We start from the raw sequence: 25,723 nt of genomic DNA, 5'->3' as shown, positions 1-25,723 counted from the left end.
GTGCGACCGTGCGGGCACTCCTCGCGGCCCAGAGACCGTGGGCCAAACGATGTCCTTCACGATTCCGGTTTTGCGGCGTTCGAGAATTCGGCCGTCGCTGGCGCGATCAGGGAAACGTGCTCCCTGGTCGGTGATCACGAGCTGGATGCTATTGGGACAGCGCCGGCAAAAGCTTCGATGAATTCGCCCGGGAGGCCACGACTTGCCCTCCCGGGCGGCACGAGGGAAGCGAAAGCGCACGCCCGGCCGAGCGCGATCAATTTGATGATATAGAAAGCGTTTTCGGAGATTGCATCTTTGTTAAATTGGTGGCTATTTTTTAATGTGACATACAAATATTTTATAAAAAAATCTATAGAATAATTATCGGCATTCTGCCTTCTAAATCTGCTTCCGAAATGAAGATAAAATCGAGAGGCGAATAAAATTTCCGCGTTGTCTCGGCCCCGTCGGTCAAGCGGGCTCCGGGTGCAACTGCCCTGCCCGCCGAGCGGGAACGGCCGCGGCGGGTCAGTTCTCGAACAGCGACCCCTGCACGGCGCCTGCCACGGGCGCCTTCTTCGTGTCCGCGGCCGGCTCCTTGCGCTTGGCCGCCCGGCGCGGGGCCGGTCGCGCCGGTGCTGGCGGGGTTTCTTCTGGCGGCGTCCCGGCCGCTGCCGCTCCGTCGACGGAGGCCGCCACCCGCCCGTCGGCGAATTCCACCGTCAGGCGGCCCGCCGCCCGCGCGGCCTGCGCCGAGCCGACCGGCGTGCCGGCCGAATCGAGCACCAGCGCGTAGCCGCGGGCGAGCACCGCCCGGTAGTTGAGGCTGGAAAACAGGGCGGTTGCCCGCGACAGCCGCCCGGCCAGGCGCTCGAGCCCCTGGCCCGGCGCCCGGTCGAGCCGGCGCGACATTCCGTTCAGCCGCTCGCCCTGCACCGCCAGCACCCGCTCCAGAGCGTGGCGGGGCCGGTGGTCGATCGCCGCCAGCCGCTCGCGGGCCCGCGCCAGCCGCAGGGAGGGCGGGTTGCGGGCGAGGCCCTGGAGCGCCCGGTTGAGGCGCCCTTGCGCGTCGCGCGCGTTGGCGGCGAGTGCCGGGGCGAGGCGGGCGTCGGCGAGATCGAGGCGCTGGCGCTTCTGCGCGAGCAAGGCCTCCGGGCCCGGCAATGCGCGGGCGAGCCCGCGCAGCTCGCCCCGCCGCTGGTCGACGAGGCGCAGCAGCGCGCCGGCATGGCGCCGGCTCAGGGAATCGAGGTCGGCCAGCAGCTCGTGCAGGACCGGCACCGCCATCTCGGCGGCGCCGGTCGGGGTCGGGGCACGCCGGTCGGCGGCGTGGTCGATCAGCGTGACGTCGGTCTCGTGTCCGACGGCGGAGATCAGCGGGATCGTGCTGGCGGCGGCGGCCCGCACCACGATCTCCTCGTTGAAGCACCACAGATCCTCGATCGAGCCGCCGCCGCGGGCGACGATCAGCACGTCCGGCCGCGGGATCGCGCCGCCGGGCTCCAGCGCGTTGAAACCGTGGATCGCCGCCGCGATCTCCTCCGCGGCCCCCTCCCCCTGCACGCGCACCGGCCAGACCAGGACCGGACGCGGGAAGCGGTCGGCCAGCCGATGCAGGATGTCGCGGATCACCGCGCCGGTCGGCGAGGTGACGACACCGACGACCAAGGGCAGATAGGGCACCGGCCGCTTGCGCGCGACGTCGAACAGCCCCTCGGCGGCGAGCGCCCGGCGGCGCTCCTCCAGCAGCGCCATCCAGGCGCCGGCCCCGGCGGGCTCCAGCGAATCCACCACGATCTGGTAGGCGGACTTGCCCGGATAGGTCGTGATCCGGCCGGTGACCACGACCTCCAGGCCCTCCTTGGGCTTGTGGCGCAGCCGCATCATCGTGCCCTTCCAGATCACGGCGTCGATCTTGGCGCCGCCGTCCTTGAGGCTGAAATAGGCGTGGCCGGAGCCGTGCGGGCCGCGATAGCCCGAGATCTCGCCCTTGAGGCGCACGTGGCCGAACGCATCCTCGAGGGTGCGCTTGAGGGCGGTCGCCAGTTCGGTGACCGACCATTCGGGCACGTTGGCGATCGGGGCGGAGAAGGCGGAGGCGGACATCGGGCGCGACGCTAGCGGCTCGCCCCGAGTCGCGGAAGACCGCCCCGCCGCTTGCGGCCGCCAGTGTCCCCCGCGCATCAGTGCCGGTTGCCGCGCCGCGCCCGCGCCCGTAAACGTCTCGCGCAAGACTGACCTTCCGTTCCGGGACCGGCGATGCGCGACCAGCACCCCCTCACCCTCCTGCTGATCGGCTCCGGCGGGCGCGAGCACGCGCTCGCCTGGAAGCTCGCCCAGAGCCCCCTCTGCCGGCGCCTGCTGATCGCCCCGGGCAATCCCGGCACCGCCGCCCACGGCACCAACCTCGCCCTCGACGTGACCGACCATGCGGCGGTGATCGACGCCTGCCGGCGGGAGGGCGTCGATTTCGTCGTCGTCGGCCCCGAGGCGCCGCTGGTGGCGGGCCTGGTCGATGCGCTGGCGCAGGCCGGCATCCGGGCCTTCGGTCCGAACGCCGCGGCGGCCCAGCTCGAGGGCTCGAAGGCCTTCACCAAGGAGCTGTGCCGGGAGTTCTCGATCCCGACCGCCGCCTTCGCGCGCTTCCGCGCGGTCGAGCCGGCGCTGGCCCACCTGCGGGCCGGCCGCATCCCGGTCGTCGTCAAGGCCGACGGGCTCGCCGCCGGCAAGGGCGTGGTGGTGGCCGAGACCCTGGAACAGGCGGAAGCCGCCGTGGAAAACATGCTCGGCGGCGGGATGGGGGCCGCCGGCGCCGAGGTGGTGATCGAGGCGTGCATGGTCGGCGAGGAGGCGAGCCTGTTCGCCCTCTGCGACGGCACCCGCGCCGTGCTCTTCGGTACCGCCCAGGACCACAAGCGCGTCCATGACGGCGACCAGGGGCCGAATACCGGCGGCATGGGGGCCTACTCGCCCGCGCCGGTCCTGACGCCCGCCCTGGAGGCCGAGGTGATGGAGCGGATCATCCGCCCGACCCTCGACGGGATGCGGGCGCGGGGCACGCCGTTCTCGGGCATCCTCTATGCCGGGCTGATGCTGACGGCCGATGGCCCGATGCTGATCGAGTACAACACCCGCTTCGGCGATCCCGAATGCGAGGTGCTGATGCCCCGCCTCGCCTCCGACCTGGTGCCGCTGCTGCTGGCGGCCGCCGAGGGCGACCTCTCGGACGCGGCGCCGGAATGGCGCGACGAGGTGGCGCTGACCGTGATCATGGCGGCGCCCGGCTATCCCGGCACCGTCGCCAAGGGCTCCGAGATCCGCGGCCTCCGCGAGGCGGAAGGAGCCGGCGCCCTGGTGTTCCAGGCCGGCACCAGGCGCGACGGCGAGCGGCTGGTCGCCGAAGGCGGCCGGGTGCTCGCGGTGACGGCGCTCGGCGGCACCGTGCGGGAGGCGCAAGCCGGCGCGTACGCCGCCCTCGACCGGATCGACTGGCCGGAAGGGTTCTGCCGCCGCGACATCGGCTGGCGCGCCGTGGCCCGCGAGACCTGAGCCTTGCTCGTGCGTTAGCCTCGAAGAGGGCCCGCGTCCCGGCGCGGGCCCGACGACCCTTGGGGAGCGCCCGATGCCCGCCGACCTGTTTCCCGGCTTCACCTCGCACTGGATCGACCTGCCCGACGGCCGCTTCTTCGCCCGGGCCGGCGGGCCCGAGGACGCGCCGCCGCTGGTGCTGCTGCACGGTTTTCCCCAGACCCATGCCTGCTGGCACAGGATCGCCCCGGCGCTCGCCCGTACCCACCGGGTGATCTGCCTCGATCTCAAGGGCTACGGCTGGTCGGCGGCGCCGAAGGGCGATCCCGCCCACCGGGACTATTCCAAGCGGCAGATGGGCCGCGAGGTGGTGGCGGTGATGGAACGGCTCGGCCATGTCCGCTTCGGGCTCGTCGGCCACGACCGCGGCGCCCGGGTCGGCTACCGCCTCGCCCTCGACGAGCCGGGCCGGATCGACCGCCTCGCCCTCCTCGATATCGTGCCGACGGTCTCGCAGTGGCAGACGATGGAGCGGGAGCCGGACGCCTACCCGCACTGGCGCTTCCTGGCGCAACCCGCGCCGATCCCCGAGCAGGAGATCGGCAAGAACCCGATCCCCTACTACGAGGACCTGCTGCGGCTCTGGACCGGCTCCGGAACCCTCGATCCCTTCTCGCCCGGCGCCCTCGACCTCTACCGCCAGAGCTGGAACGTGCCCGAGCGCATCCACGCCTCCTGCGAGGATTACCGCGCCGGGGCCGGCCCCGACCGGGCCGCCGACGAGGCCGACCTGGCCGAGGGCCGCCGCCTCGCCGGACCGGTCCTGGTGCTCGTTGCCGACCGCTTCGTCGGCCGGAACGGGCTCGATCCGGTGCGCCAGGCCTGGACCGGCACCTTCGCGCCGGAGGACACGACCTTCGAGATCGTCCCGTCCGGCCACTTCGTCGCCGAGGAGAATCCGGGGGCGACGCTGCCGATCCTGGAGCGTTTCCTCGCCGGCCCGTGACCTCCGCGAGTCCTTGCCTTCGCGAGCCTTGGCCTTCGCGGAGGCTCGCCCCCCACAAGACCCGCGCGGAGCGGATGACCGCTCCCCGCCCCGGCCCGTAGCCCGGGCGCGGGACCTGCGGCACAACCTCGGCGGGCGGGTACGGCCCGGGGGAAACATCCGTGGGTCTGATCTACGCGCTCGGCGCCTTCCTGAGCTGGGGCCTCGTCGTCCCGGTGCATTTCCGCCTGCTCGACGGGGTGCCGGCCTGGGGCATCCTGGCCCACCGCATCCTGTGGTCGAGCGTGTTCGTGACGCTGCTGCTGATCGGCCTGCGGGCGATGCGCCGCGGGCCGGTGATCAGCTTCCAGCGCCGCCACCTCTTCCTGCTGCTCTCCGCCCTGGTCGTCGCGGGCAACTGGTCGCTGTATCTCTGGGCGGTCCAGAACGGGCGGATGCTCGATGCCAGCCTCGGCTACTTCATCAACCCGCTCGTCAACGTCGCGCTCGGCGCGCTCGTGCTGCGCGAATCCCTGCGGCCGCTCCAGCTCGCCGCGGTGGCGCTCGCCGCCATCGGCGTCGCCGCCGCGGTGGCGGCGGCGGGAGCGCTGCCCTGGATCTCGCTCACGCTGGCCGTCAGCTTCGCGATCTACGCCCTGATCCGCAAGCTGGTGCCGATCGACCCGATCCTCGGCCTCGGCGCCGAGACCTTCGCGCTCCTGCCCCTGGCGCTGGCTTACCTTGCGCTCACCCCGGCGCCGCCCGGCCTCGGGAGCGGTCAATGGCTGCTCCTGGTGCTCACCGGCGTCACCACCGCGTTGCCGCTGATGTGGTTCGCGGCCGCCGCCTCGCGCCTCAAGCTCTCGACGATCGGCCTGCTGCAATATCTCTCGCCGACCTGCCTCCTGGGCTTGAGCGTGTTCGCCTTCGGCGAGTCGCTGCCGCTCTCCCGCTTGCTGGTCTTCGGGCTGATCTGGGCGGGACTGGCCCTCTACGCCTTCGATGCCGCGCGACCGCGGCCCGCGGTCGTGCGCGCACCGGAGGACAGCCCAGCCTGACGCAAGCCCCACCGGCCAAGCTTCCCCCATCCAACCATAATCGGCGGGCTTTCTCGCCTCACGCGACGAATCGGCGGGGGCCGCGATGATGCTGGGCGATGTGAACCTGAGCGATGTGAAGACGAGGGACGAGGCCGGGCCGCACCCGATCTGGCTGGTGGTCGGCCCGTGGGCGATGTTCGCCGTCGTGGTGGGCGGGTTCCTGGCGCGCTGGTGGCCGTGAGCCGGCGCCGCGACGCCGAGACCTGACGCGCCCGCGGCGCCGGTCCGGGACCGCGGCACCCGGACCGACCGGGAGGCCCCGGGCGCGCCCGATCACGTCAGCATCTGCAGGTCGCCATCCACCGCGAGCGCCTGGCCCGAGATGGTCTTGCCGCGCGCCGAGGCGAGAAAGAGAATCTGGTCCGCGAGCTGGCGGGCCGTGACGTAGTCCTTGATCGAGGCTGCGGCGAAGGCCGCGCTCTCCATCTCGGAGAAGCCGATCCCGCGCTGCTGCGCCTTGGCCTCCAGCACCCGGCGCTGCCGGTCGCCGGCGACGATGCCGGGGAGCACCGCGTTGACCCGGATCCCGTCGGCCCCGAGTTCCCGCGACAGCGACTTGGTGAAGCCGATGACCGCCCACTTCGCCGCCGCGTAGGGCGTGCGCAGCGGGAAGCCGAAGCGGCCCGCCGCCGAGGACAGGTTGACGATCGACGGGTTGGCGCTCGCCCGCAGCAGCGGTACCGCCAGGCGCACGCAGTTGAACTGCCCTGTGAGGCAGATGTCGAGGGTGCGGTCCCAGTCCTCGGGGTCGATCTCCTCGACGCGCCCCGTCGGGCCGGCGATGCCGGCATTGTTGACGAGGCAATCGAGCCCGCCGAGCGCGCGTTCCGCCTCCGCGAACAGCCGCGCGACATCCTCGCGCGAGGCGACGTCGGCATGGGTGCCGCCGATGCCCGGCGGCAGGGCCGCGAGGGCCTCCCGGTCCACGTCGCAGACATGGACCTGTGCCCCCTCCTCCATGAAGGCCTGCGCCACCTCGAGCCCGATGCCGCCGGCGCCGGCCGTCACCAGCACCTTCAGGCCGCCCAGTCCCATCTCCATGGTGTGTCTCCGTCGTCGGGGTGCCGGGCTCAGGAGGCCAGGCGTCCGGTCGTTTCGATGAAGGCTGCGCTGCTTGCGATGTCGGCGGCGAGCGCCGCCCGGGCGCCCTCCGCGTCGCCGGTCGCGAGCGCCGCCACGAGGCGGGCGTGATGCGCCTCCGCCTCGCCCTCGGCGAGGCGGCGGGGCGAGGAGCGCATGTCGAGGTTGAGCACCGGGCCGATGCGCAGCCACAGCCCCTCGATGATCGCGATGAGCGAGGGCAGGCCGGCGGCGGCGTAGACCGCGAAGTGCAGGTCGCGGTTCGCCCGCATCGCCCGTTCGAGGTCGGGCGCGGCGGCCCGCACCTCGCTGCGGAACGCCGCGTCGTGATCCCGGATCGCCGCGAGCTCGCCGGGGCCGCAGGCCTGCGCGGCCTCCGCGGCGGCGAACCCCTCGACGGCGATCCGCACCCGGGTCAGCTCCCGGAACGTCTGCAGCGTGATCACCGGCACCCGGACGGCGCGGTTGGGCAGGACCTCCAGGGCCTCGTCGGCGACGAGGCGCGACACCGCCTCGCGGGCCGGCATCATCGAGGTGCCGAGCCGCTCCGCCACCGTGCGCAGGGACAGCCGCTCGCCGGGCGCCAGCCCGCCGGCGATCAGGAGGTCGCGCAGCGCATCGTAGACCTGGGTGCCCAGCGTGATCCGCTCGGGCGGCGCGAGCGCCTCCGGATCGGGCCGGTCGCCCGCATCCGCGCCGCGGCCATGCCGGCCGTGCTTCTGCAAGTCGCGCCTCTGCAAGTCCCGCCTCTGCAAGCGCGGACCTCCTCCCTGCGTTTTCCTCCGGCGCGCCCGGGCGGTTTCGAGACCGTCTCGACAGGCGCGTCGTTTGATGCCAGCCTAAGTGTGATCACAGATCACGGCAACCCAAACGACCGCGATCGATCCCGGGCAGGACACGCAACCATGACGCAGGGTCTCGTTCCCACGCGCCGCCGCCTCGTGCAGGGCGGCCTCGCGGCCGGCGCCGCTTTCGCCATGCCGGGCCTCGTGCGGGCGCAAGGCGCACCGATCCGCATCGGCCACCTCACGCCGCGCACCGGCTTCCTAGGGCCGCTCGGCGAATACGCCGTGATGGCGGCCCAGCTCGCGGCCGAGGAGATCAATGCCGCCGGCGGCATCGACGGCCGAAGGGTCGAGCTCCTGACCGAGGATTCGGTCAACCCGCAGACCGCGTCGAGCAAGGCCGAGCGCTATGTCGAGCGCGACAAGGTCGCGGCGATCGTCGGGGAGATTTCCTCCGCCTCGGCGCTCGCCATCGGCCAGGTGGCGCAGCGCGGAAAGACGATCTTCCTCAATACCGGCGCCAACTCGGACGCGTTGCGCGGGCAGGATTGCAAGCGCTACATGTTCCACGTCGAGGGCGCGAACTCGATGTACGTCAAGGCGGTCGGCCGCTCCTTGACCGAGCAGGGCCTCGTCAAGGGCAAGCGCTGGTACTCGCTGACCGCCGATTACGCCTTCGGCCACGACCTGTTGCGGGTCGCCAAGGGCTTCATGCAGGGCCAGGGCGGCACCTTCGCGGCCGACGAGCTGGTGCCGACCGACGCCACCGATTTCTCCGCCTACCTGATCAAGATCCGGCAGGCCAAGCCCGACCTCGTGATCTCGAACCTCGCCGGCAACCAGATCACCAACTTCCTCAAGCAATACGCCGAGTACGGCCTGCCCTTCCCGGTCGCCGGCTTCGGCTTCGACACCGCGCTCGCCTGGGGCGCCGGCCCCGGCAACTTCGCCGGAACCTGGCCGTGCCTGTGGCACCACAAGGTCGACACGCCCTCGGCCAAGGCTTTCGTCGCCGCCTTCGTCAAGAAATACGGCAAGCCGCCCGAGAACCAGGCCTGGGGCGACTACAACGCCGTCAAGATCGTCGCCAAGGCGATGGCCGACACGAAATCCACCGATGGGCCGAAGCTGGTGTCATACCTGGAGGGCGGCGCGACGTTCGACGTGCAGAAGCCCCGCCCCGGCTATTTCCGCGCCCGCGACCACCAGTTCATCAGCGAGATGTACGCGATCACGGCGCTGCCCGCCGACAAGGTGAAGGACAAGTGGGACCTCTTCACCTCGACCCCGGCGATCCCGGGACCGAGCGAGGACATGGAGGTGCTGGCCCCGACGGCGGAGGAGGCGGCGTGCAAGATGGAGGGGTGAGGATTCGGCCGGCCGCACGGTGAAGGCGGGCCGGTCCGATCCCCCGGACGCCGCCCCGATTCGTGCGCGTCCCTCCTCTCCCCGCGGGTGGGGAGAGGGCCGTGTCCCCGTCCAGGGGATGCGGCGAGGCGTAAACCGAGGGTGAGGGGGAGTTGCCGGATGCGGCTCCTTCGGAACCTCACCCTCGCTCCGGCTTCGCCCTCGCTCGCTGCCTGCACGACATCGGCAGCCAGCCCTCTCCCCGCCCGCCGGGAGAGGAGATTGGCGCCTCATCCCGAATCGCGCGGCGGCGCACCAATGACCATGACGTCAGCCGACAGGAACTGACCCCCGTGCTTCTCCTCACCCTCGCCGTCGAGCAGGTCGTGAACGGCCTGTTCCTGGGTGCGATCTACTTGCTGATCGCGCTCGGACTGTCGCTGATCTTCAGCCTGGGCGGTATCGTCAATCTGGCCCACGGCGCGTTCTACGCGATCGGCGCCTACCTGACGATCCAGCTGTCGCCGGCACTCGGCTTCGGCGGCTCCCTCGTCGCCGCACCCGTCCTCGTCGCAGGCATCGGCCTTCTGGTCGAGCGGTTCCTGTTCCGGCGGTTCTACCGCGCCGACCCGATCCTCTCGCTCCTCCTCACCTTCGGCCTCGCCATGGTGGCCGAGCAGGGCATCCGGATGATCTTCGGGGCCCCGCCGCTGCCCTACGGGATCCCGCAGGCCCTGCGCGGGCAGGTCTTCGTCGGCGATCTCGTGCTGTCGCGCTACCGGCTGACCATCCTGGCAGCGGTCGTCGTAGCGGTGGCCTGCGTCTGGTTCCTGCTCCAGCGCACCACCTTCGGACGGGTGGTCCGGGCGGGCGTCCAGAACCCCGACATGGTCGCGGCGCTCGGCATCTCGCTGAAGCCCTACATGGCGACCGTGGTGGGCTTGAGCGTCGGCCTCGCGGCGCTCGCCGGCGTGATGCTGGCCCCGATTTCCGGCGTGCATCCGGCCATGGGCGCCGAGGTCCTCACCGGCGCCTTCGTGGTGGTGGTGATCGGCGGACTCGGCTCGTTCTGGGGCGTGGTGCTCGCCGCCCTCATCGTCGGGATCGTCCGCGGCATGATGGTGCTGGTCTATCCCGGCCTCGCCGAGGCCGCGATCTACGCCCTGATGGCGGTCATCCTGCTCGTGCGGCCGCGCGGCCTCTTGGGCGAGCGCATCCTGCGGTTCGAGTGACCACCATGAATCACCGCAGCGAGAGACTGACCCTGCCGCTCATGGCGGCCGCCCTCGTGGCCCTGCCCTTCGGCCTGTCGGCGCTCGGGCTCACCCTCACCTCGGCCGCCGACGTGGTGGTGTTCGCGGTGGCCTGCATGGGGCTCAACATCCTGGTCGGGCAGACGGGCCTCGTCTCCTTCGGCCACGGCGCCTTCTTCGGGCTCGGCGCCTACGCGGCGGCGATCGGCCAGCGCACCTTCTTCCCGGGCACCCTGCTGCCGCCGACCCTGTTCGCCCTCGCCGTCGTGGCGGGCGCGTCCGTGCTCCTCGGGTTGCTGGTCCTGCGGCGCCGGGGCGTCTACTTCTCGCTCCTGACGCTGGCCCTGTCGGCGCTGTCCTTCACCGTGGCGTTTCGCTGGACCGCGCTCACCGGCGGCGAGAGCGGCTATGGCGGCGTCGAGCGGACACGGCTTCCCGGGCTCGACCTCGATTCGGCCTGGACCTGGTACGGGCTCGTCGCCGTCACCGCCTTCGCGGTCGCAGTCGGACTGGCGCGGTTCCGCCGCTCGCCGGTGGGCACGGTGCTGGAGGCGATCCGCGAGAACGAGCAGCGGGCGCGCTTCCTCGGCTACCCGACCAACCGCTACAAGCTCGTCGCCTTCACGGTCTCCGCCACCGTGACCGGGCTCGCCGGCGTCCTGAGCGTCTTCACCCACCGCTTCGCCTCGGCCGAGCCGCTCGGCTCCGCCTTCTCGGGCGAATTGCTCGCCATGGTGGTGATCGGCGGCATGCGGAGCTTCGCCGGGCCGGCGATCGGGGCCCTGTTCTTCATCCTGTTCCGCGAGATGCTGTCGATCTGGACCGCGAACTGGCTGTTTTGGTTCGGCCTCCTCTTCGTCGGGTTCATCCTGTTCTCGCCCGACGGGCTCGTCGGAATCGGCCGGCGCGTGTGGCGCCTGGTCCGTCCGCCCGCCACCGAGGACGCCGCCATGGCGGGGCGCAAGGCCGGTGCTCCCGAGAACCTGCCGGTTTTCCTGCGGCCGGACGGAATCGTGGACGGCGTGATCCTGGCGGCAAGCGGCATCGCCAAGCGCTTCGGCGGGCTGAAGGCGGTGGACGGCGTCACCATCGCGGTGCGCGACCGGACGCTCCACGCCCTGATCGGCCCCAACGGCGCCGGCAAGACCACCGCCTTCAACCTGATCTCCGGGATGTACCGGCCCGATACCGGCACCGTGATGCTTGGCCAGACCTCGATCGCCGGCTTCGCGCCGGAGCGGATCTGCGCGGCCGGGATCGGGCGCTCGTTCCAGATCACCAACCTGTTTCCGGCGCTCACTGTCGAGGACAACATTCGCCTCGCCGTGCAGGGGCGCCGCCCCGGCCGGTTCGACCCGTGGCGCGACGCCCGGGCCGACCGGGAGGCGGAGGCCGAGACCGCCGAGATCCTGCGCTGGCTCGGCCTCGCGGGGCTGGAGCGCGCCGAGGCCGGCTCGCTGTCCTATGGCGGCCAGCGCCTCCTCGACATGGGGGTGGCGCTCGCCACCAAGCCCCGGGTGCTGCTCCTCGACGAGCCGCTGGCGGGCCTGGCGGCCGCCGAGCGCACCCGCATCGGCGACATCATCAAGCGGGTCTCGACCGAGGTGCCGGTGCTGATGGTCGAGCACGACATCGACCGGGTCTTTCAGATCGCCGACGCCGTGACGGTGATGAACGAGGGCACGGTGCTGGTCGACGGCACGGTCGAGGATGCCCGCACCAGCCCCAAGGTGCAGGAGGTCTATATCGGCTCCGGCACCGCCGCGATGGCGGCACGCCCCCGCCCGAGCGCCGCCGAGCCGCAGGTCCTGCTCTCGCTCGAGAACGTCGACACCTTCTACGGTAAGAGCCACATCCTGTCGGGCGTCACCTTCGACGTGCACGCCCACGAGATCGTGGCGCTGCTCGGCCGCAACGGCGCCGGCAAGTCGACCTGCCTCAAGACGATCACCGGGCTGGCGCCCCATGCCTCGGGGCACATCCGGCTCGGGTCCGATCGCCTCGACGGCCGCGCGGCGGCGGTGATCGCGCGCGCCGGCATCGGCTACGTGCCGCAGGGCCGCGCGCTCTTCGCCGGGATGAGCGTCGCCGAGAACCTGGAGCTCGGCCGGCTCAAGCGCCGCACCGGCAACGGCGTGCACTGGGACGAGGAGCGGGTGCTCTCGTACTTCCCGCGCCTGCGCGAGCGCTGGCGCACGCCCGCCGACTACCTGTCGGGCGGCGAGCAGCAGATGGTGGCGGTGGCCCGCGCGCTGTCGGGCGACGTGCGGGTGCTGCTCCTCGACGAGCCGTTCGAGGGCCTGGCCCCGGCGGTGGTCGAGAGCCTGTTCGAGACCTTCGATGCGCTGCGCCGCGAGATCTCGATCGTCATCGTCGACCACAACCTCGATCTCGCGCTCGCCCTCTCCGACCGCACCGTGGCGCTGGAGCGGGGGCGCGTGATGCATGCCGGCCCCTCGCAGGCCCTGCGCGACGACCTGGCCCTTCGCCGGCAGGTTCTGTGGCTGTGAGTTCCTACCTATGATCCGCCCCGAGGGAGAATCGCCCGTCATGCCAACCGTTGCCGTCGTCGGGGCCGGGCTGATCGGCCGGTCCTGGGCCGTGGTCTTCGCCCGGTCCGGGTTCGACGTCCGCCTCACCGATATCCACCCGGCGGCGCTGGACGTCGCACCGGGGCACATTGCGGAGGCCCTGCGCCAGCTCGAGGCCCACGGCCTCGTGGCGGACATCCCGGCCATCCTCGCCCGGATCCGCACCTGCCCGACTCTCTCCGAGGCGGTGGCGGGCGTCGACCTCGTGCAGGAGAACGGCCCCGAGACCGTCGAGGCCAAGCGCGCGCTGTTCGCCGACCTCGACGCCCTGTGCGGGCCGGACACGATCCTCGCCTCCTCGACCTCCGCCATCGTCGCGTCGCTGTTCACGGAAGGCCTCGCGGGTCGGGCCCGCTGCCTCGTCGGGCACCCGGTCAACCCGCCCCATCTCGTGCCGGTGGTCGAACTCTGCGGCGCGCCCTGGACCGACCCGGGCGTCATCGCGCGCGCCCGCGCCCTCTACGAGGCCGCCGGCCAGGCGCCGGTGACGATGAACCGCGAGGTCGAGGGCTTCGTGCTCAACCGGCTCCAGGGCGCCTTGCTCTCGGAGGCGTTCCGCCTCGTCGCCGAGGGGGTGGTGAGCCCGGCCGACCTCGACCGGACGGTGGCCGAGGGCCTGGGGCTCCGCTGGTCGTTCCTCGGGCCCTTCGCCACGATCGACCTCAACGCGCCCGGCGGGGTGGCCGACTACGCCGCCCGCTACGGCGGCTTCTATGGCCGTCTCGCCGCCGACCCGGCTCCCGCCGCGGTGTGGTCGCCCGAGAGCGTCGCCCGCATCAACGCCGCCTGGGACGGCGGGCCCGATCCCGCCCCGCCGGCGGAGCGCAGCCGCCGACGCGACGCGCGCCTCGCGGCGCTGATGGCGCACAAGCGCGCCCAATCGTAAGAGTTCAGGAGGACATTCCCATGGCCAAGAGAAAAGTCGTCATCACCTGCGCCGTCACCGGGGCGATCCACACGCCCTCGATGTCGCCGCACCTGCCGGTGACCCCCGACGAGATCGCCGAGGCCGCGATCGGCGCGGCGGAGGCGGGCGCGGCCATCGTCCACCTGCACGCCCGCGACCCGAAGACCGGCAAGCCCGACCAGTCTCCGGCGGCCTTCGAGCCCTTCCTGAAGGTCATCAAGCAGCGCTCGAACTGCGTGGTGAACCTCACCACCGGCGGGGCCCCGACCATGGGCATCGACGAGCGCCTCGGGCCGGCGGCGCATTTCAAGCCCGAGGTCGCCTCGCTCAACATGGGGTCGATGAATTTCGGCCTCTACCCGATGCTGTCGCGGTTCAAGACGTTCCAGCACGACTGGGAGCAGCCCTACCTGGAGGGCTCGCGCGACCGGATCTTCAAGAACACCTTCGCCGACATCGAGCACATCCTGACGACCTGCGCCGAGAGCGGCACCCGGTTCGAGGTCGAGTGCTACGACATCGGCCACCTCTACACGCTCTCCCACTTCGCCGATCGCGGCGTGATCAAGCCGCCCTTCTTCGTCCAGAGCGTGTTCGGCATCCTCGGCGGCATCGGCCAGCACCCCGAGGACGTGCAGCACATGAAGCGCACCGCCGACCGGCTGTTCGGCGCCGATTACCACTGGTCGGTGCTGGGCGCGGGCCGCAACCAGATGACCATCGCCGCCCAGGCGATCGCGCTCGGCGGCAACGTCCGGGTGGGGCTGGAGGATTCGCTGTGGATCGGGCCCGGGAGGATGGCCGAGTCGAACGCCCAGCAGGTCCTGAAGGCGCGCCAGATCATCGAGGGCCTGGGCCTCGACGTGGCGACGCCGGACGACGCCCGCGAGATCCTGGCGCTGAAGGGCGGCGACCGGGTGAACTTCTAGAGCCGCGCCGGATCGCATCACAGCCGGGGCGGCTCTACGTCTCTGATCGTGCCGAAGTTTCTGCCGGTGAACCGTCATCCGCTGTGTCTTGAAAACGCCCTGGAGCATTCGACGCTCTTCCAGGACTGAGCGGCCGGGCTCGCGTGCGAGTCCCGACCGTTCGCTTCGCGACGGTGAGCCCGATCTCTCGCATAGAGGCCTCGGTGCCAAGGCCTGTTTGACCGATCGACAGACACCATCCTGCCGGCAGCCTCATCCCGAGATGTCGGTGATCGGAGATCGCACGCGATCAAAGATCGACTGAACTCGAAGGTGGGATCCAGAAGTCTCCGAAATCGCGGGATCCCTCCCTCGAGGCTCACTGCGTTCATGCCTCGGCATGAGGCAGAGAGTAGGAAAAAAATCTCCTCGCGATCGTGTCGTCGCAACTCAAACAGGCTCCGATGAACGGCTTTGCGGAATAGCTCCTCCGGCGGCCGTATTGCCGGTCGCGAGCCACCCCGCCCGGCGCGGCGCAGCCTGCCTGAGGCGTGTGGGTGAAAGGTCGTTCGTCGGGGGGAACGTCCAGCCCTTGACCCGCCCGCACCGGCGAACGCAGATCTCGAAAGAAATCATAGAAGTCATTATTTTGTTTATATCAATGATAATTGTGTAAGATCTGTTCCGGCGAATGGCTCTGAATCGTCGCATTGCATATAGTCCTGCGTGTCATGGCCGGAGCCTCGCGTCGTCATCTTCCGTCGAATGTTGAGGATTGGAAACCGCACGAAGACGGATCCGGTGAGCCGGCCACGGATCGCGGCTTGACACCCCCCGAGCACCCCACCATAAGGGCCCCGTCGCCGAGAGGCGGCTCCTGCCGGCGACGGCAGCGTGGGGGAATGTCCCGAGCGGCAAAGGGGGCGGACTGTAAATCCGCTGGCTATGCCTTCGTAGGTTCGAGTCCTACTTCCCCCACCATTCTGTTTTCAGTCTAGTCCCGTGATCGTGGCCGCTTCGAGGCGTCGCGGACGGGATCGTGGGGCTGTGCCGTTACCTTGACAGGGACGGGCGGCACCATCATAAGGACCCGCCGCTCGTGCGGCGGCCCCTGCCGGCGACGGCAGCGTGGGGGAATGTCCCGAGCGGCAAAGGGGGCGGACTGTAAATCCGCTGGCTATGCCTTCGTAGGTTCGAGTCCTACTTCCCCCACCACTTCTACTCCTTCATTCCGGTCACCGAGATCCTTCGACGTTGTGCACGGTGTCGTCCCTCGACGTGCCGGCCGGCCTGCTTCTCGATACTGTCACGGGACGGCGGGTAAGGCTCCCGGTCGGACGAACCGGAGCGGGAATCACGACCATGGGCGAGTTCGAGGCGTCGCAGCAATCGGCGGTGATCGAGGCGCTCCGGCGCGAGATCGCGGACGCCTACGACGAGGAGCTGGAGCTCGAGATGGAGGAGGAGCGCCTCGCCGGCCTCGTGCCGCCGCGCGAGGGCGCCGGCCCGGACCTCGACCGGCGCTTCTACTTCCGCGAACTCCTGCGCCTGCAGCACGAGCTGGTCCGGCTCCAGGACTGGGTCCAGGCCCACAAGCTGAAGGTCGTGGTGCTGTTCGAGGGGCGCGATTCCGCCGGCAAGGGCGGCGTCATCAAGCGCATCACCCAGCGGCTCAACCCGCGGGTCTGCCGCGTCGCCGCCCTTCCCGCTCCGAACGAGCGCGAGCGCGGCCAGTGGTACTTCCAGCGCTACGTCAGCCACCTGCCGACCGGCGGCGAGATGGTGCTGTTCGACCGCTCCTGGTACAACCGGGCCGGCGTCGAGCGCGTCATGGGCTTCTGCTCCGAGGCCGACGTCGAGGAGTTCTTCCGCTCGGTGCCGGAGTTCGAGCGCATGCTGGTGCGCTCGGGCATCATCCTGGTGAAGTACTGGTTCTCGATCACCGACGCCGAGCAGGCCCACCGATTCGAGATGCGGATCCGCGATCCGCTCAAGCAGTGGAAGCTCAGCCCGATGGACGTCGAATCGCGCCGGCGCTGGGAGAGCTACACCAGGGCCAAGGAGGACATGCTGGCCCGCACCCACATCCCCGAGGCGCCCTGGTGGGTGGTGGACGCGGTCGACAAGCAGCGCGCCCGCCTCAACTGCATCGGCCACCTGCTGGAGCAGGTCCCGTACGGCACCGTCGAGCGCCCGTCCGTCCACCTGCCCGAGCGGGTGCGCAACCCCGATTACGTCCGCGGCCCGGTTCCGGCCGAGATGTACGTGCCGGCCCGGTACTGAGCCCGGCATGAGGGATTGGCGCGCGGCGGCGGTCCTCGCTGGCCTCGGTCTCGCCGCGGGCGGGGCCGCGGCGCAGCAGGCCGCGCCGGGCCCGACCCTGCCGATCCTGGCGCGCTTTCCCCTCACGGGCGCCGGCGGCGACCCGCAGACCGCCATCGCCCAGGCGCGCACCTCCGACCAGGTCTCGCTGACGATCGGCGGCTCGATCCAGTCGTCGCTCGGCCCCTACGGCGACCCGTTCGGCGCCCGCGCGTTCCTGGCCGAGCGCGGCATCACCTATACGATCACCTATATCGGCGAGGGCCTGGCGAACCTGCGCGGCGGCCTGAAGCGCGGCGTCACCTATGGCGGCCGCCTCGACACCTCCCTCGACGTCGACCTCGACAAGCTCGCCGGCTGGACCGGGGCGAAGCTCCACACCGACTTCTTCCAGATCCACGGCCACGGGATGTCGCGCTCCTACGTCGACAACCTGACGACGGTGAGCGGCATCGAGGCGCTGCCGGCGACCCGGCTGTTCGAATTGTGGCTCGAGCAGAGCCTGTTCGACAACACGCTCTCGATCAAGGTCGGACAGGTCTCGGCCGATACCGAGTTCGCCATCGCCCAGTCGGCGGTAGTGTTCTTCAATGCGGGCTTCGGCTGGCCCAACATCGGCGCCGTGGTGCTGCCGAGCGGCGGACCGATCTATCCGCTCGCCACCCCGGCGGTGCGGGTGAAGTACGTGCCCGACGAGCGCCTGTCGGTCCAGGCGGCGATCTTCGACGGCGATCCCGCGGGCCGGCGCCGGGGCGACGACACCGATCCGCAGCGCCTCAACCGCACCGGCACCAGCTTCCGGGTCGCCGACCCGCCGCTGGTGATCGGCGAGGTCGCCTACGCCTACACGCTCGACCTGTGGGGCGAGAGCCTGCACGGCACCGCGACGCTCGGCGGCTGGCAGCATTTCGGCGGTTTCGACAGCCCGCGCCTCGACAGCGTGTCGGGCCGCCTGCTCGCCGATCCGGAATCGAGCGGCATCGCCCGGCGCTTTCGCGGCGACCGCGGCGTCTACGGCATCATCGACCAGACGCTCTATCGCGAGCCCGGCACCGAGGACGAGGGCGCCAGCGCCTTCCTGCGGATGTCGAAGGTGCCGGGCGACCGCAACCTGATCGATCTCTACGTCGACGGCGGCCTCGCCTACAAAGGCCTGCTGCCGGGCCGGCCCAACGACACCGTGGCGCTCGGGGTGATCTATTCGCGCATCGGCCCGGCGGCCCGGGCCTTCGACCGGGACACGATCCTGTTCGGCCAGGGGTCCGGCCCGATCCGGTCGAGCGAGGTGGTGATCGAGGCGACCTACCAGGCCGAGGTGCTGCCCGGCTTCACGCTCCAGCCCGACCTGCAATTCGTCATGCGGCCCGGCGGCGGCCTCGCCGACGACGCCGGCCGCCGGCTGAAGAACGCCACCGTGATGGGCCTGCGGGCGACGATCAACTACTAGAGCACTTCACGATCGCGTTGCCATCGCGAAGCTCTCTAAGCCTTTGTCTTGTCGCTTTTCCCCGACGAACCGGTTTCCACTTCGTCGGAAAATGCTCCAGCCGCCGGGCCGGCCAGGGGGTGTGGTGCAGGAGGCGCGAAGCCTCGGCTCGGCGCCATCCTGGCACGGGGGGCCATCCGCTCCCCGGCTTCCCCGCGCGGGTGCGGTCAGGCGGCCTGGATGTCGTTCAGGAAGATGTCGACCTCCTGCTTGACGCTCAGCGACTGGCTCGCCAGCTCGGCGGCCGCGTCGAGGACCTGCGAGGCGGCACGGCCGGTCTCGTTGGCGGAGGTCAGCACCCGCGCCACGTTGGCCGACACGTCCTGCGTGCCGTGCGCCGCCTCGGCGGCGTTGCGGGAGATCTCCGCCGTCGCCCCGGTCTGCTGCACGACCGTGGAGGCGATCATCCCGGAGATCTCGTTGATCGACGCGATCGTCCGGCCGATCTGCAGGATCGCCTCGGTGGCCCGGCCGGTCGCGCTCTGGATCGCGGTGATCTGGCCGCCGATCTCCTCGGTCGCCCGGGTGGTCTGGCCGGCCAGTTCCTTGACCTCCGCCGCGACGACCGCGAAGCCGCGGCCCGCCTCGCCGGCCCGGGCCGCCTCGATCGTGGCGTTGAGCGCCAGAAGGTTGGTCTGGGCGGCGATCGACGAGATCGTCGTCACCGCCGCCCCGATCTGCTCGGAGGCGGTGCCGAGCTCGGCCATGGCCGAGCCGCTGGCCTCGGCCTCGCGGGCGGCATGGGTGGCCACCTCGTTGGAGCGCAGCACCTGGCGCTGGATCTCGTGGAGCGAGGAGACCATCTCCTCGGCGGCCGAGGCCACCGTCTGCACGTTGACCGAGGTCTGCTCGGCGGCCGCGCTCGAGGCCACGGCTTGCCGGTTGGTGGTGTCGGCGACGTGGGTCATCGCCCGGGCGGTGGCGTCGAGCTCGGTGGCCGCCGAGGTGACGATCTCGAGCGAGCGGGCGATTTTGTGCTGGAAGCCCTTGACCAGGGCGTCGACCCGGTCGGCCCGGCGCTGGCGGGCGGATTGCTCGGCGGCCTGGGCCGCCTCGAGGTCGAGGCGGGCGACGGCGTTGTCGCGGAACACCGCCACGGCGCGGGCCATGTCGCCGATCTCGTCGCGGCGGGTCAGGTCCGGGATCGCCGACGCGACGTCGCCATTCGCCAGGCCGGTCATCCGCCGCGTCGCCCGGTCGATCGGCCGGACGAACGAGCGCGCCGAGACGAAGACCGTGGCGAGTACGAGGGCGAGGATCAGGGCCGAGGTCACGATCATCATGTTCAGCGCCGAGCGCGCGCCGGCGAGGGCCGCGTCGTGCGGAATGGTCATGACGACGTGCCAGCGTTCCGCCACGCCCGGGAAGCGCACCGGCACGGCCGAGACGAAATCGCGCGACCCGTCCTGGTTCCGGTGCAGCTCGACGACCGGGCCGTCGGCGCGGTCGGACGCCTGGACGAGCCTGGCGACCTCCGGCCGCTCGATGGGCTTGCCCAGGAGCGCGGCATCCGGATTCGCGACCCAGGAGCCGCCGGCCGCGATCGTGATCCGCCCGACGCCCAGGGGGGCGAGGCCGCCGGCGAAGGCCTGGAGCTGGGCGAGGCCCATGTCCACGCCCGCCATGCCGATGGCCGCGCCGGCCTTGTTGCGCACGATGCCCACGGCCGTCGTCATCAGGACGCTCTTGCCGTCGACGGTGTAGGTATAGGGATTCAGGATGCGCGAGCGGTTCTCCCGCACCGGCTTGTCGTACCACTCCTCGACGCCGTCCGCCGCCGTCATGCCGAGCTTCTCGATGCCCACCGCCCCGTCCGGCTTGCGGAAGGCGTAGGGGATGAACCGGCCAAGATCGCCGTCCTTGCGGTCGAAGGCGTCGGGCTCCATGCCGACCGACAGCCCGAGAATGTCGGGATTGCGGTCGATCACGACCTTCATCATCTGCTCGACCGCCTGGCGGTCGGGCGATCCCGATGCGACGACGCCTGACACGGCGTTCGCCACCGTGGCGGCGACTGCCGATCCCGCGACGATCCTGAGCGAGACGTCGTTGGCGTAGCGGTCGAGAAGGGTCTTCATCTCCCGGTTGGCCGCGTCCTCCGACGAGCGGTACATGAAGTACGAGCCGCTGAGCGTGACGGTCGCCATCGCGACGATCGTGACGATGCCGCCACCGAGCGTCAGGCGCGACTTTATGCTTCTGAGGTTGGGCATCGTGCGATCTCGAGGGTGAAATGCAAGCCGCGCCGGCACCGGGCCGGCGTGGTGCGCAGTCGCGTGATCGGCGTAACCTGCGCCTGTAGTGTTAAAAAGGGATTATGAATTGCTTATTCGCGTTCGCGAAAGGCCGTCCGGCACGACTTAACGTGTGAGTAGGTGATCGTCTCGTTTCGTCAAGCAGTCGCGAATGCGGGCGCCGACCGATATTTCCCCCGCCATGTCATGCCTTGCCTTGGGTCGTCGCGTCACGAGGACGACGGCCGATCCCGGCTGCACTTGCGACGCGCGAAAGCCACGCCCGGCTCCTGGCCGGACGTGGCGCGAGGTGGATCCGCGGGCCCGGGGGCGGACGACTACCTGAAGAAGCCCAGGATGCCGGCCGGCTCCGAATAGATGCCAGGCGACGCCGTCGAGAGTTGCCAGGTGATCGAGCCGATGACCGCGTCGCCGCACCAGCGCGAGGTGCCGCCGTTGGAGAAGCCCCGCAGGTCCCCGGTGAGCGCGAAGCATTCCCGCCTGTCCAGACCGGCGGTGTGGTAGCGCAGGTCGAGCAGGAGGTTCTTGTACGCGTAGGAGACGCCGACGTTGCCGTACCAGTAGCTCGGCAGATTGAACGAGTTGAAGCGTCCGATATCCGCGTTGAAGCCGGTGGTGGAGTTCTTCGCGCTCGTCAGCGTGAAGTGGCCGACCTCGCCCGAGATGGTGAGGCCGCCGACGAGGGAGGCCGGCAGCGTCGGGAACATCTCGGGCGACAATGTGTAGGCGAAGTTGCCCGCCGCGTAGGTGCTGATCGCGTGCGTCCCGAAGAAGTTCGGCGAGTGGAACAGGGCCGCGCCGAGCACCAGGTTGTCGTCGTAGGCGTAGGAGACCTTGCCGCCGCCCTCGTAGAAGTCCGAGTTCGCGGTCGTGGCGTAGAAGGGCGCACCGGTGGCGTCGACCAGGAAGGCGCGGCGCTCGTTCGGGTAGTTATAGTAGTAGATCGCCAGGTCGAAGGTGAACTTGTCGAACTTCGGCCGGATGCCGGCGATCAGGTCGAACTCCATGTCGGGCCGGGTCGGCAGGCGGGTCTGGTAGGTCGCCATCCCGGTATAGAGCAGGTTGTCGAAGTACTGCGCCTCGAAGAAGGTCTGCACGCTGCCGCGGCGGTCCGACTGGCTCACGCCGCGGAAGTTGTAGTCGGTCTGGTAACGGGCGCCGAGGGAGAAATCGATGACCGGCTTCGGCCCGGCCGCCGCTGGCACCTCGGCCGGCGCCGACGTGTCGGCCGCGATCGCGGCCCCGCCGAGAGCGGGGACGAGCAGGAATCCTGCCGCGAGGGAGAGCGCTCTGGCGGTCGTGACGGGGCTCATGGTCTTCCGGGCTCGCTCGTGCGGTCGTTGCAGGTCTGTCATCCGGGGGTGCCCCGCCGGCCGGATGGTCCGCGGGACGGGCGGTCGCGTGCGGACCGCCGGGGGCCCTCCCCCCGCCCCTGCCGGGGACGGGGGGCGGTCGGGTGCCTCGCGAAAGGACGGGGCCCGTTCGCGTGGGCCCGCCGTTAGGCGAGTTCGCCCGCGGCGCGGCCGGGCACGGCCGCGCGCCGAAGGCGCCGGATCAGCAGGGTGGCTGCGGTGCCGGCGGCGATCACGAGGGCGAAGATCACGAAGATCTGCAGGTTGTAGACGACGAGCGCGACGAAGCAGACCGCCGCCATCGCCAGGGCCGCCAGCGGCGCCGCCGGGTAGAGCGGCGCGCGGTACGGGCGGGCGAGGCCCGGCTCGGTGCGGCGCAGCCGGAACAGGGCCGCCATGCTGACGATGTACATCGTCAGCGCCCCGAACACCGCCATGGTCACGATGCTGGCGGTAAGCGACTGCCCGGCGATGCTGACGAGGTTGTCGCTGTAGATCGCCGCGATGCCGACCGCGCCGCCGGCGAGCGTCGCGAGATGCGGCGTCTGGAAGCGCGGGTGCAGCCGGGCGAAGATGGCGGGCAGGAAGCCGGCCCGGGCGAGGGCGAAGATCTGCCGGCCGTAGCCCATGATGATGCCGTGGAAGGAGGCGACGAGGCCGAACAGGCCGAGCCAGACCAGCATGTGCAGCCAGCCGCTCGACTCGCCGACGACGCGCTTCATCGCCTGCGGCAGCGGGTCGTTGAGGTCGGCGAGCGACTTCCAGTCGCCGGCGGCGCCGGCAAACAGCATCACCCCGAAGGCGAGCGCGGTCAGCGTCAGGACGCCGGTGATGTAGGCGATCGGGATCGTGCGCTTGGGGTCCTTGGCCTCCTCCGCCGCCATGGCGACGCCCTCGATCGCGAGGAAGAACCAGATCGCGAACGGCACCGCGGCGAACATGCCGCCGATCGCGGCGGGGCTGAACGTGTCCTGGCCGGCCCAGCCGCCGGCGACGAAGTTCGAGATGCTGAAGGCCGGGGCGACGACGCCCATGAAGACCAGCAGCTCGCCGACCGCCAGCACCGTCACTACCAGCTCGAAGGTGGCGGCGATCTGCACCCCGACGATGTTGAGGCCCATGAAGATGATGTAGGCGCCGAGCGCGGCGTGCTTCGGGTCGAGGCCCGGATACTGCACGTTGAGGTAGGCGCCGATGGCGAGCGCGATCGCCGGCGGGGCGAACACGAACTCGATCAGGGTGGCGAAGCCCGCGATGGCCCCGCCGGTCTCGCCGAAGGCGCGCAGCGCGTACGCGAAGGGACCGCCCGCCTGCGGGATCGCGGTCGTCAGCTCGGTGAAGCTGAAGATGAAGGCGATGTACATCACCGCGACCAGCGCCGTGGTGATCAGGAAGCCCAGGGTCCCCGCCTGGGCCCAGCCGTAGCTCCAGCCGAAATACTCTCCGGAGATCACCAGGCCGACGGCGATGCCCCAGAGATGGAAGGCGTTCAGCCCCTTGTGCAGGTTGACGGGCGCTTCGGACATGACGGTTCCCCTCTGTCGGTCGATGGTTGATCTTCAGTTTTCGTTGTCTGTAGACCTCAGGAGCCGGCGATCCTGGGTGCGCCGGACTGCGTGCCCAGGGCGGCCGGCATGTCGTCCTTCAGGCCGACACCGGACAGCTTCCGGCTCATTGCTTCGCGGGCCAGCCATCCGAGCTTGCGGGCGGCCTGCTCGGCGCTCAGGCCGCCGTTCGGATGGATGTTCGAGATGCAGTTGCGTTCGGAATCCTGCCGGCCCGGCCGGGGGGCGTAGGTCAGGTAGATCCCGAGGCTGTCGGAGACGGTGAGGCCCGGCCGCTCGCCGACGATCATCACGCACAAAGCCGCGCCCAGGCAGGCGGCCACGTCGTCGCCGAGCGCCACCCGCCCCTGCGTCGTCACGACGACCGGGGCGAGGCGGAACCCCGCCAGCGCCGCCGCGCAGGCATGGACCAGCGCCGCCGCGTGGGCCTGCACGCCGGTGGCCGACAGCCCGTCGGCGACCACGATGGCGATCTCGGCCGGCGCGATCCCCGCGAAGGCGGCATGGCTCTCCGGGGCGAGCATCCGGCCGAGATCCGGGCGCCGCAGGTAGGTGGCGCGGTCGGGGGCGTTGCTGGCGACCCGGAGCGTCGGCAGCGGCTCCAGGGCCCGGCACAGCGCCTCGGTGTCGAGGGCATCGTGGACGGCGTCCCGGGCAAGGGCGTGGGCGTACTGGAACTCCAGCACGGCGCGCATCGGGATGGCGTTTCCGGTCCGCCCGAGGCCGATGCGGGCCGGCGTCAGCGTCCGCAGCAGCGCCCACGGGTCGGTGGCGGGCGCGGTGCCGGGGCGCTCGGTCGGGGTCCGCTCGTCGTCGCGCCGGCTCATGCCACGCGCCCGTCGACGAGCTGGCGCACGAAGCGGGCCTCGAGCTGCGCCGGCCGGCGGGCGCCCCCGCCCGTCACCCCCATCTCGGCGAGCCAGGCCTCGAATTCGGGGGCCGGGCGGACCCCGAGCAGCGAGCGCAGGTAGAGGATGTCGTGGAACGACAGGCTCTGGTAGTTCAGCATCACGTCGTCGGAGCCCGGCACCGCGATCAGGAAGGTGCAGCCCGCTGCCGAGAGCAGCGTCATCAGGTCGTCCATGTCGTCCTGGTCGGCCTCGGCATGGTTCGTGTAGCAGACGTCGCAGCCCATCGGCAGGCCGAGCAGCTTGCCGCAGAAATGGTCTTCGAGCCCGGCCCGGATGATCTGCTTGCCGTCGTAGAGATATTCGGGGCCGATGAAGCCCACCACGGTGTTGACGAGGAGCGGCGCGAAGGCGCGGGCGACCGCGTAGGCACGGGTCTCGACGGTCTGCTGGTCGACGCCGTGATGGGTGCCCGAGGACAGGGCCGAGCCCTGGCCGGTCTCGAAATACATCGCGTTCTGCCCGACCGTGCCCCGGTCGAGGGTGCGGGCGGCGTCGTGGGCCTCGCGAAGTACCGCGAGGTCGACCCCGAAGCCGACATTGGCGGCCTGCGTGCCCGCCACCGACTGGAACACCAGATCGACCGGCGCGCCCCGGTTCATGATCTCGATGCAGTTGGTGACGTGGGTGAGCACGCAGGTCTGCGTCGGGATCCGGTACTCCTGACGCAGCGTATCGAGCATGTCCATCAGGGCGACCGCGTTGGAAACGTTGTCGGTGGCAGGATTGATGCCGATCACGGCGTCGCCGACGCCGTAGAGCAGGCCGTCGAGGGTGCTGGCGGCGATGCCGCGCGTGTCGTCGGTCGGGTGGTTGGGCTGGAGCCGGGTGGCGAGCCGCCCCTCGAGCCCGAGCGTGGTGCGGAACGCGGTGACGACCCGGCACTTCCTCGCGACGCCGATCAGGTCCTGGTTGCGCATCAGCTTCGACACCGCCGCGACCATCTCGGGCGTCAGGCCCGGGGCGAGGGCGGCGAGGGCGGCGGCATCGGCCGCGTCCGAGAGCAGCCAGTCGCGGAACTCGCCGACCGTGAGCGAGGACACGGGCGCGAAGGCCGCCCGGTCGTGGGTGTCGACGATGAGGCGCGTCACCTCGTCGTCCTCGTAGGGCACGACGAGGTCCTCCAGGAAGGTCTTGAGCGGCAGGTCGGCGAGGGCGAAGCGCGCGGCCATGCGCACCTTGGCGCTGCCCGCGGCGAGGCCCGCGAGCCCGTCGCCGGATTTCGGCGCCGAGGCGGCGGCGAGCAGGATTCTCAGATCCGCGAAGCCATGCCGCTCGCCCCCCAGCGTGCAGTGATAACGTGCCATGGCGGTGCCCCTCAACTCAGGCGCGCCGTAACGGAACGAAACCATGTCCGACGTTACGGTGA

The 25,723-nt window shown here is 70.8% G+C and carries 19 protein-coding genes and 2 tRNA genes; 13 read left to right on the top strand and 8 right to left on the bottom strand.

Annotation, left to right across the window (positions count from 1 at the left end):
• Positions 1–510: 510 nt before the first annotated feature.
• On the bottom strand, positions 511–2,088 hold the full coding sequence (gene xseA / locus V3T34_RS19220) for an exodeoxyribonuclease VII large subunit (RefSeq protein ID WP_305077218.1): 1,578 nt from the start codon (positions 2,086–2,088) through the stop codon (positions 511–513).
• A gap of 153 nt (positions 2,089–2,241) precedes the next feature.
• On the opposite strand from xseA, the gene purD reads away from it, so the two are divergent.
• The 4 genes from purD to V3T34_RS19200 all read left to right on the top strand — a co-directional run bounded on the left by purD (position 2,242) and on the right by V3T34_RS19200 (position 5,776).
• Positions 2,242–3,531: a phosphoribosylamine--glycine ligase gene (gene purD, locus V3T34_RS19215; RefSeq protein WP_305077219.1), complete on the top strand. Its 1,290-nt coding sequence runs from the start codon at positions 2,242–2,244 to the stop codon at positions 3,529–3,531.
• 73 nt (positions 3,532–3,604) lie between these two features.
• On the top strand, positions 3,605–4,516 hold the full coding sequence (locus V3T34_RS19210; RefSeq protein WP_091884037.1) for an alpha/beta fold hydrolase: 912 nt from the start codon (positions 3,605–3,607) through the stop codon (positions 4,514–4,516).
• 161 nt (positions 4,517–4,677) lie between these two features.
• The gene (gene rarD, locus V3T34_RS19205) at positions 4,678–5,553 is read left to right on the top strand and encodes an EamA family transporter RarD (protein WP_305077220.1); all 876 of its coding nucleotides are present in this window, start codon (positions 4,678–4,680) and stop codon (positions 5,551–5,553) included.
• Between the two features lie 85 nt (positions 5,554–5,638).
• Positions 5,639–5,776: a hypothetical protein gene (locus V3T34_RS19200; RefSeq protein WP_167543932.1), complete on the top strand. Its 138-nt coding sequence runs from the start codon at positions 5,639–5,641 to the stop codon at positions 5,774–5,776.
• A gap of 92 nt (positions 5,777–5,868) precedes the next feature.
• Here V3T34_RS19200 and V3T34_RS19195 read toward each other — a convergent pair whose 3' ends face one another.
• Complete coding sequence (locus V3T34_RS19195) at positions 5,869–6,636, bottom strand: SDR family oxidoreductase (RefSeq protein WP_305077221.1); 768 nt, start codon at positions 6,634–6,636, stop codon at positions 5,869–5,871.
• 29 nt (positions 6,637–6,665) lie between these two features.
• A complete protein-coding gene (locus V3T34_RS19190) occupies positions 6,666–7,400 on the bottom strand; it encodes a GntR family transcriptional regulator (protein WP_305077222.1) in 735 nt (244 codons plus the stop codon).
• A 180-nt stretch (positions 7,401–7,580) separates the two neighbouring features.
• On the opposite strand from V3T34_RS19190, the gene V3T34_RS19185 reads away from it, so the two are divergent.
• The 9 genes from V3T34_RS19185 to V3T34_RS19145 all read left to right on the top strand — a co-directional run bounded on the left by V3T34_RS19185 (position 7,581) and on the right by V3T34_RS19145 (position 18,235).
• A complete protein-coding gene (locus V3T34_RS19185; RefSeq protein WP_305077223.1) occupies positions 7,581–8,828 on the top strand; it encodes an ABC transporter substrate-binding protein in 1,248 nt (415 codons plus the stop codon).
• Positions 8,829–9,160: 332 nt separating this feature from the next.
• On the top strand, positions 9,161–10,039 hold the full coding sequence (locus V3T34_RS19180; RefSeq protein ID WP_305077224.1) for a branched-chain amino acid ABC transporter permease: 879 nt from the start codon (positions 9,161–9,163) through the stop codon (positions 10,037–10,039).
• A gap of 5 nt (positions 10,040–10,044) precedes the next feature.
• A complete protein-coding gene (locus V3T34_RS19175; protein ID WP_305077225.1) occupies positions 10,045–12,570 on the top strand; it encodes a branched-chain amino acid ABC transporter ATP-binding protein/permease in 2,526 nt (841 codons plus the stop codon).
• A gap of 40 nt (positions 12,571–12,610) precedes the next feature.
• Positions 12,611–13,537, top strand: a complete 927-nt coding sequence (locus tag V3T34_RS19170) for a 3-hydroxyacyl-CoA dehydrogenase (RefSeq protein ID WP_305077226.1) — start codon at positions 12,611–12,613, stop codon at positions 13,535–13,537.
• Positions 13,538–13,557: 20 nt separating this feature from the next.
• On the top strand, positions 13,558–14,487 hold the full coding sequence (gene kce, locus V3T34_RS19165) for a 3,5-dioxohexanoate:acetyl-CoA acetone transferase (protein ID WP_060848053.1): 930 nt from the start codon (positions 13,558–13,560) through the stop codon (positions 14,485–14,487).
• Positions 14,488–15,362: 875 nt separating this feature from the next.
• A tRNA-Tyr gene (locus V3T34_RS19160) sits at positions 15,363–15,447 on the top strand.
• Between the two features lie 149 nt (positions 15,448–15,596).
• Positions 15,597–15,681, top strand: a tRNA-Tyr gene (locus V3T34_RS19155).
• 147 nt (positions 15,682–15,828) lie between these two features.
• Positions 15,829–16,749, top strand: coding sequence for a polyphosphate kinase 2 (ppk2, locus tag V3T34_RS19150; RefSeq protein ID WP_305077227.1), 921 nt, complete (start codon positions 15,829–15,831; stop codon positions 16,747–16,749).
• 7 nt (positions 16,750–16,756) lie between these two features.
• Positions 16,757–18,235, top strand: coding sequence for a carbohydrate porin (locus V3T34_RS19145; protein WP_331369265.1), 1,479 nt, complete (start codon positions 16,757–16,759; stop codon positions 18,233–18,235).
• Positions 18,236–18,441: 206 nt separating this feature from the next.
• Here the strand turns inward: V3T34_RS19145 and V3T34_RS19140 are convergent, their stop codons facing one another.
• The 5 genes from V3T34_RS19140 to V3T34_RS19120 all read right to left on the bottom strand — a co-directional run bounded on the left by V3T34_RS19140 (position 18,442) and on the right by V3T34_RS19120 (position 25,661).
• Complete coding sequence (locus V3T34_RS19140; protein WP_305077229.1) at positions 18,442–20,487, bottom strand: methyl-accepting chemotaxis protein; 2,046 nt, start codon at positions 20,485–20,487, stop codon at positions 18,442–18,444.
• 359 nt (positions 20,488–20,846) lie between these two features.
• Positions 20,847–21,842 carry a TorF family putative porin gene (locus V3T34_RS19135; RefSeq protein WP_305077230.1) on the bottom strand — a complete coding sequence of 332 codons (996 nt, stop codon included), beginning with the start codon at positions 21,840–21,842 and terminating at the stop codon, positions 20,847–20,849.
• 185 nt (positions 21,843–22,027) lie between these two features.
• Positions 22,028–23,407 (bottom strand): ethanolamine permease, encoded by a 1,380-nt coding sequence (gene eat, locus V3T34_RS19130; protein WP_305077231.1) that lies wholly within the window; start codon positions 23,405–23,407, stop codon positions 22,028–22,030.
• A gap of 56 nt (positions 23,408–23,463) precedes the next feature.
• A complete protein-coding gene (eutC, locus tag V3T34_RS19125) occupies positions 23,464–24,273 on the bottom strand; it encodes an ethanolamine ammonia-lyase subunit EutC (protein ID WP_305077232.1) in 810 nt (269 codons plus the stop codon).
• Positions 24,270–25,661 carry an ethanolamine ammonia-lyase subunit EutB gene (locus V3T34_RS19120; protein WP_305077233.1) on the bottom strand — a complete coding sequence of 464 codons (1,392 nt, stop codon included), beginning with the start codon at positions 25,659–25,661 and terminating at the stop codon, positions 24,270–24,272. Before V3T34_RS19120 ends, eutC begins: the two co-directional genes overlap by 4 nt.
• Between the last annotated feature and the right edge of the window lie 62 nt (positions 25,662–25,723).

This window comes from Methylobacterium ajmalii (assembly GCF_036448855.1).
GTDB lineage: Bacteria > Pseudomonadota > Alphaproteobacteria > Rhizobiales > Beijerinckiaceae > Methylobacterium > Methylobacterium ajmalii.
The sequence above is the reverse complement of the archived record's forward strand: the minus strand, read 5'-3'. Positions and strand labels throughout refer to the sequence as shown.

Bases quoted from the DNA above. Each gene is read 5' to 3' on its own strand.
- V3T34_RS19210 (WP_091884037.1), top strand. From the start codon at position 3,605: ATGCCCGCCGACCTGTTTCCCGGCTTCACCTCGCACTGGATCGACCTG.
- eutC (WP_305077232.1), bottom strand. From the start codon at position 24,273: ATGAGCCGGCGCGACGACGAGCGGACCCCGACCGAGCGCCCCGGCACC.
- xseA (WP_305077218.1), bottom strand. From the start codon at position 2,088: ATGTCCGCCTCCGCCTTCTCCGCCCCGATCGCCAACGTGCCCGAATGG.
- V3T34_RS19170 (WP_305077226.1), top strand. From the start codon at position 12,611: ATGCCAACCGTTGCCGTCGTCGGGGCCGGGCTGATCGGCCGGTCCTGG.
- V3T34_RS19145 (WP_331369265.1), top strand. From the start codon at position 16,757: ATGAGGGATTGGCGCGCGGCGGCGGTCCTCGCTGGCCTCGGTCTCGCC.
- kce (WP_060848053.1), top strand. From the start codon at position 13,558: ATGGCCAAGAGAAAAGTCGTCATCACCTGCGCCGTCACCGGGGCGATC.
- V3T34_RS19195 (WP_305077221.1), bottom strand. From the start codon at position 6,636: ATGGAGATGGGACTGGGCGGCCTGAAGGTGCTGGTGACGGCCGGCGCC.
- V3T34_RS19120 (WP_305077233.1), bottom strand. From the start codon at position 25,661: ATGGCACGTTATCACTGCACGCTGGGGGGCGAGCGGCATGGCTTCGCG.
- V3T34_RS19135 (WP_305077230.1), bottom strand. From the start codon at position 21,842: ATGAGCCCCGTCACGACCGCCAGAGCGCTCTCCCTCGCGGCAGGATTC.
- purD (WP_305077219.1), top strand. From the start codon at position 2,242: ATGCGCGACCAGCACCCCCTCACCCTCCTGCTGATCGGCTCCGGCGGG.
- V3T34_RS19175 (WP_305077225.1), top strand. From the start codon at position 10,045: ATGAATCACCGCAGCGAGAGACTGACCCTGCCGCTCATGGCGGCCGCC.
- V3T34_RS19200 (WP_167543932.1), top strand. From the start codon at position 5,639: ATGATGCTGGGCGATGTGAACCTGAGCGATGTGAAGACGAGGGACGAG.
- eat (WP_305077231.1), bottom strand. From the start codon at position 23,407: ATGTCCGAAGCGCCCGTCAACCTGCACAAGGGGCTGAACGCCTTCCAT.
- ppk2 (WP_305077227.1), top strand. From the start codon at position 15,829: ATGGGCGAGTTCGAGGCGTCGCAGCAATCGGCGGTGATCGAGGCGCTC.
- V3T34_RS19140 (WP_305077229.1), bottom strand. From the start codon at position 20,487: ATGCCCAACCTCAGAAGCATAAAGTCGCGCCTGACGCTCGGTGGCGGC.
- V3T34_RS19185 (WP_305077223.1), top strand. From the start codon at position 7,581: ATGACGCAGGGTCTCGTTCCCACGCGCCGCCGCCTCGTGCAGGGCGGC.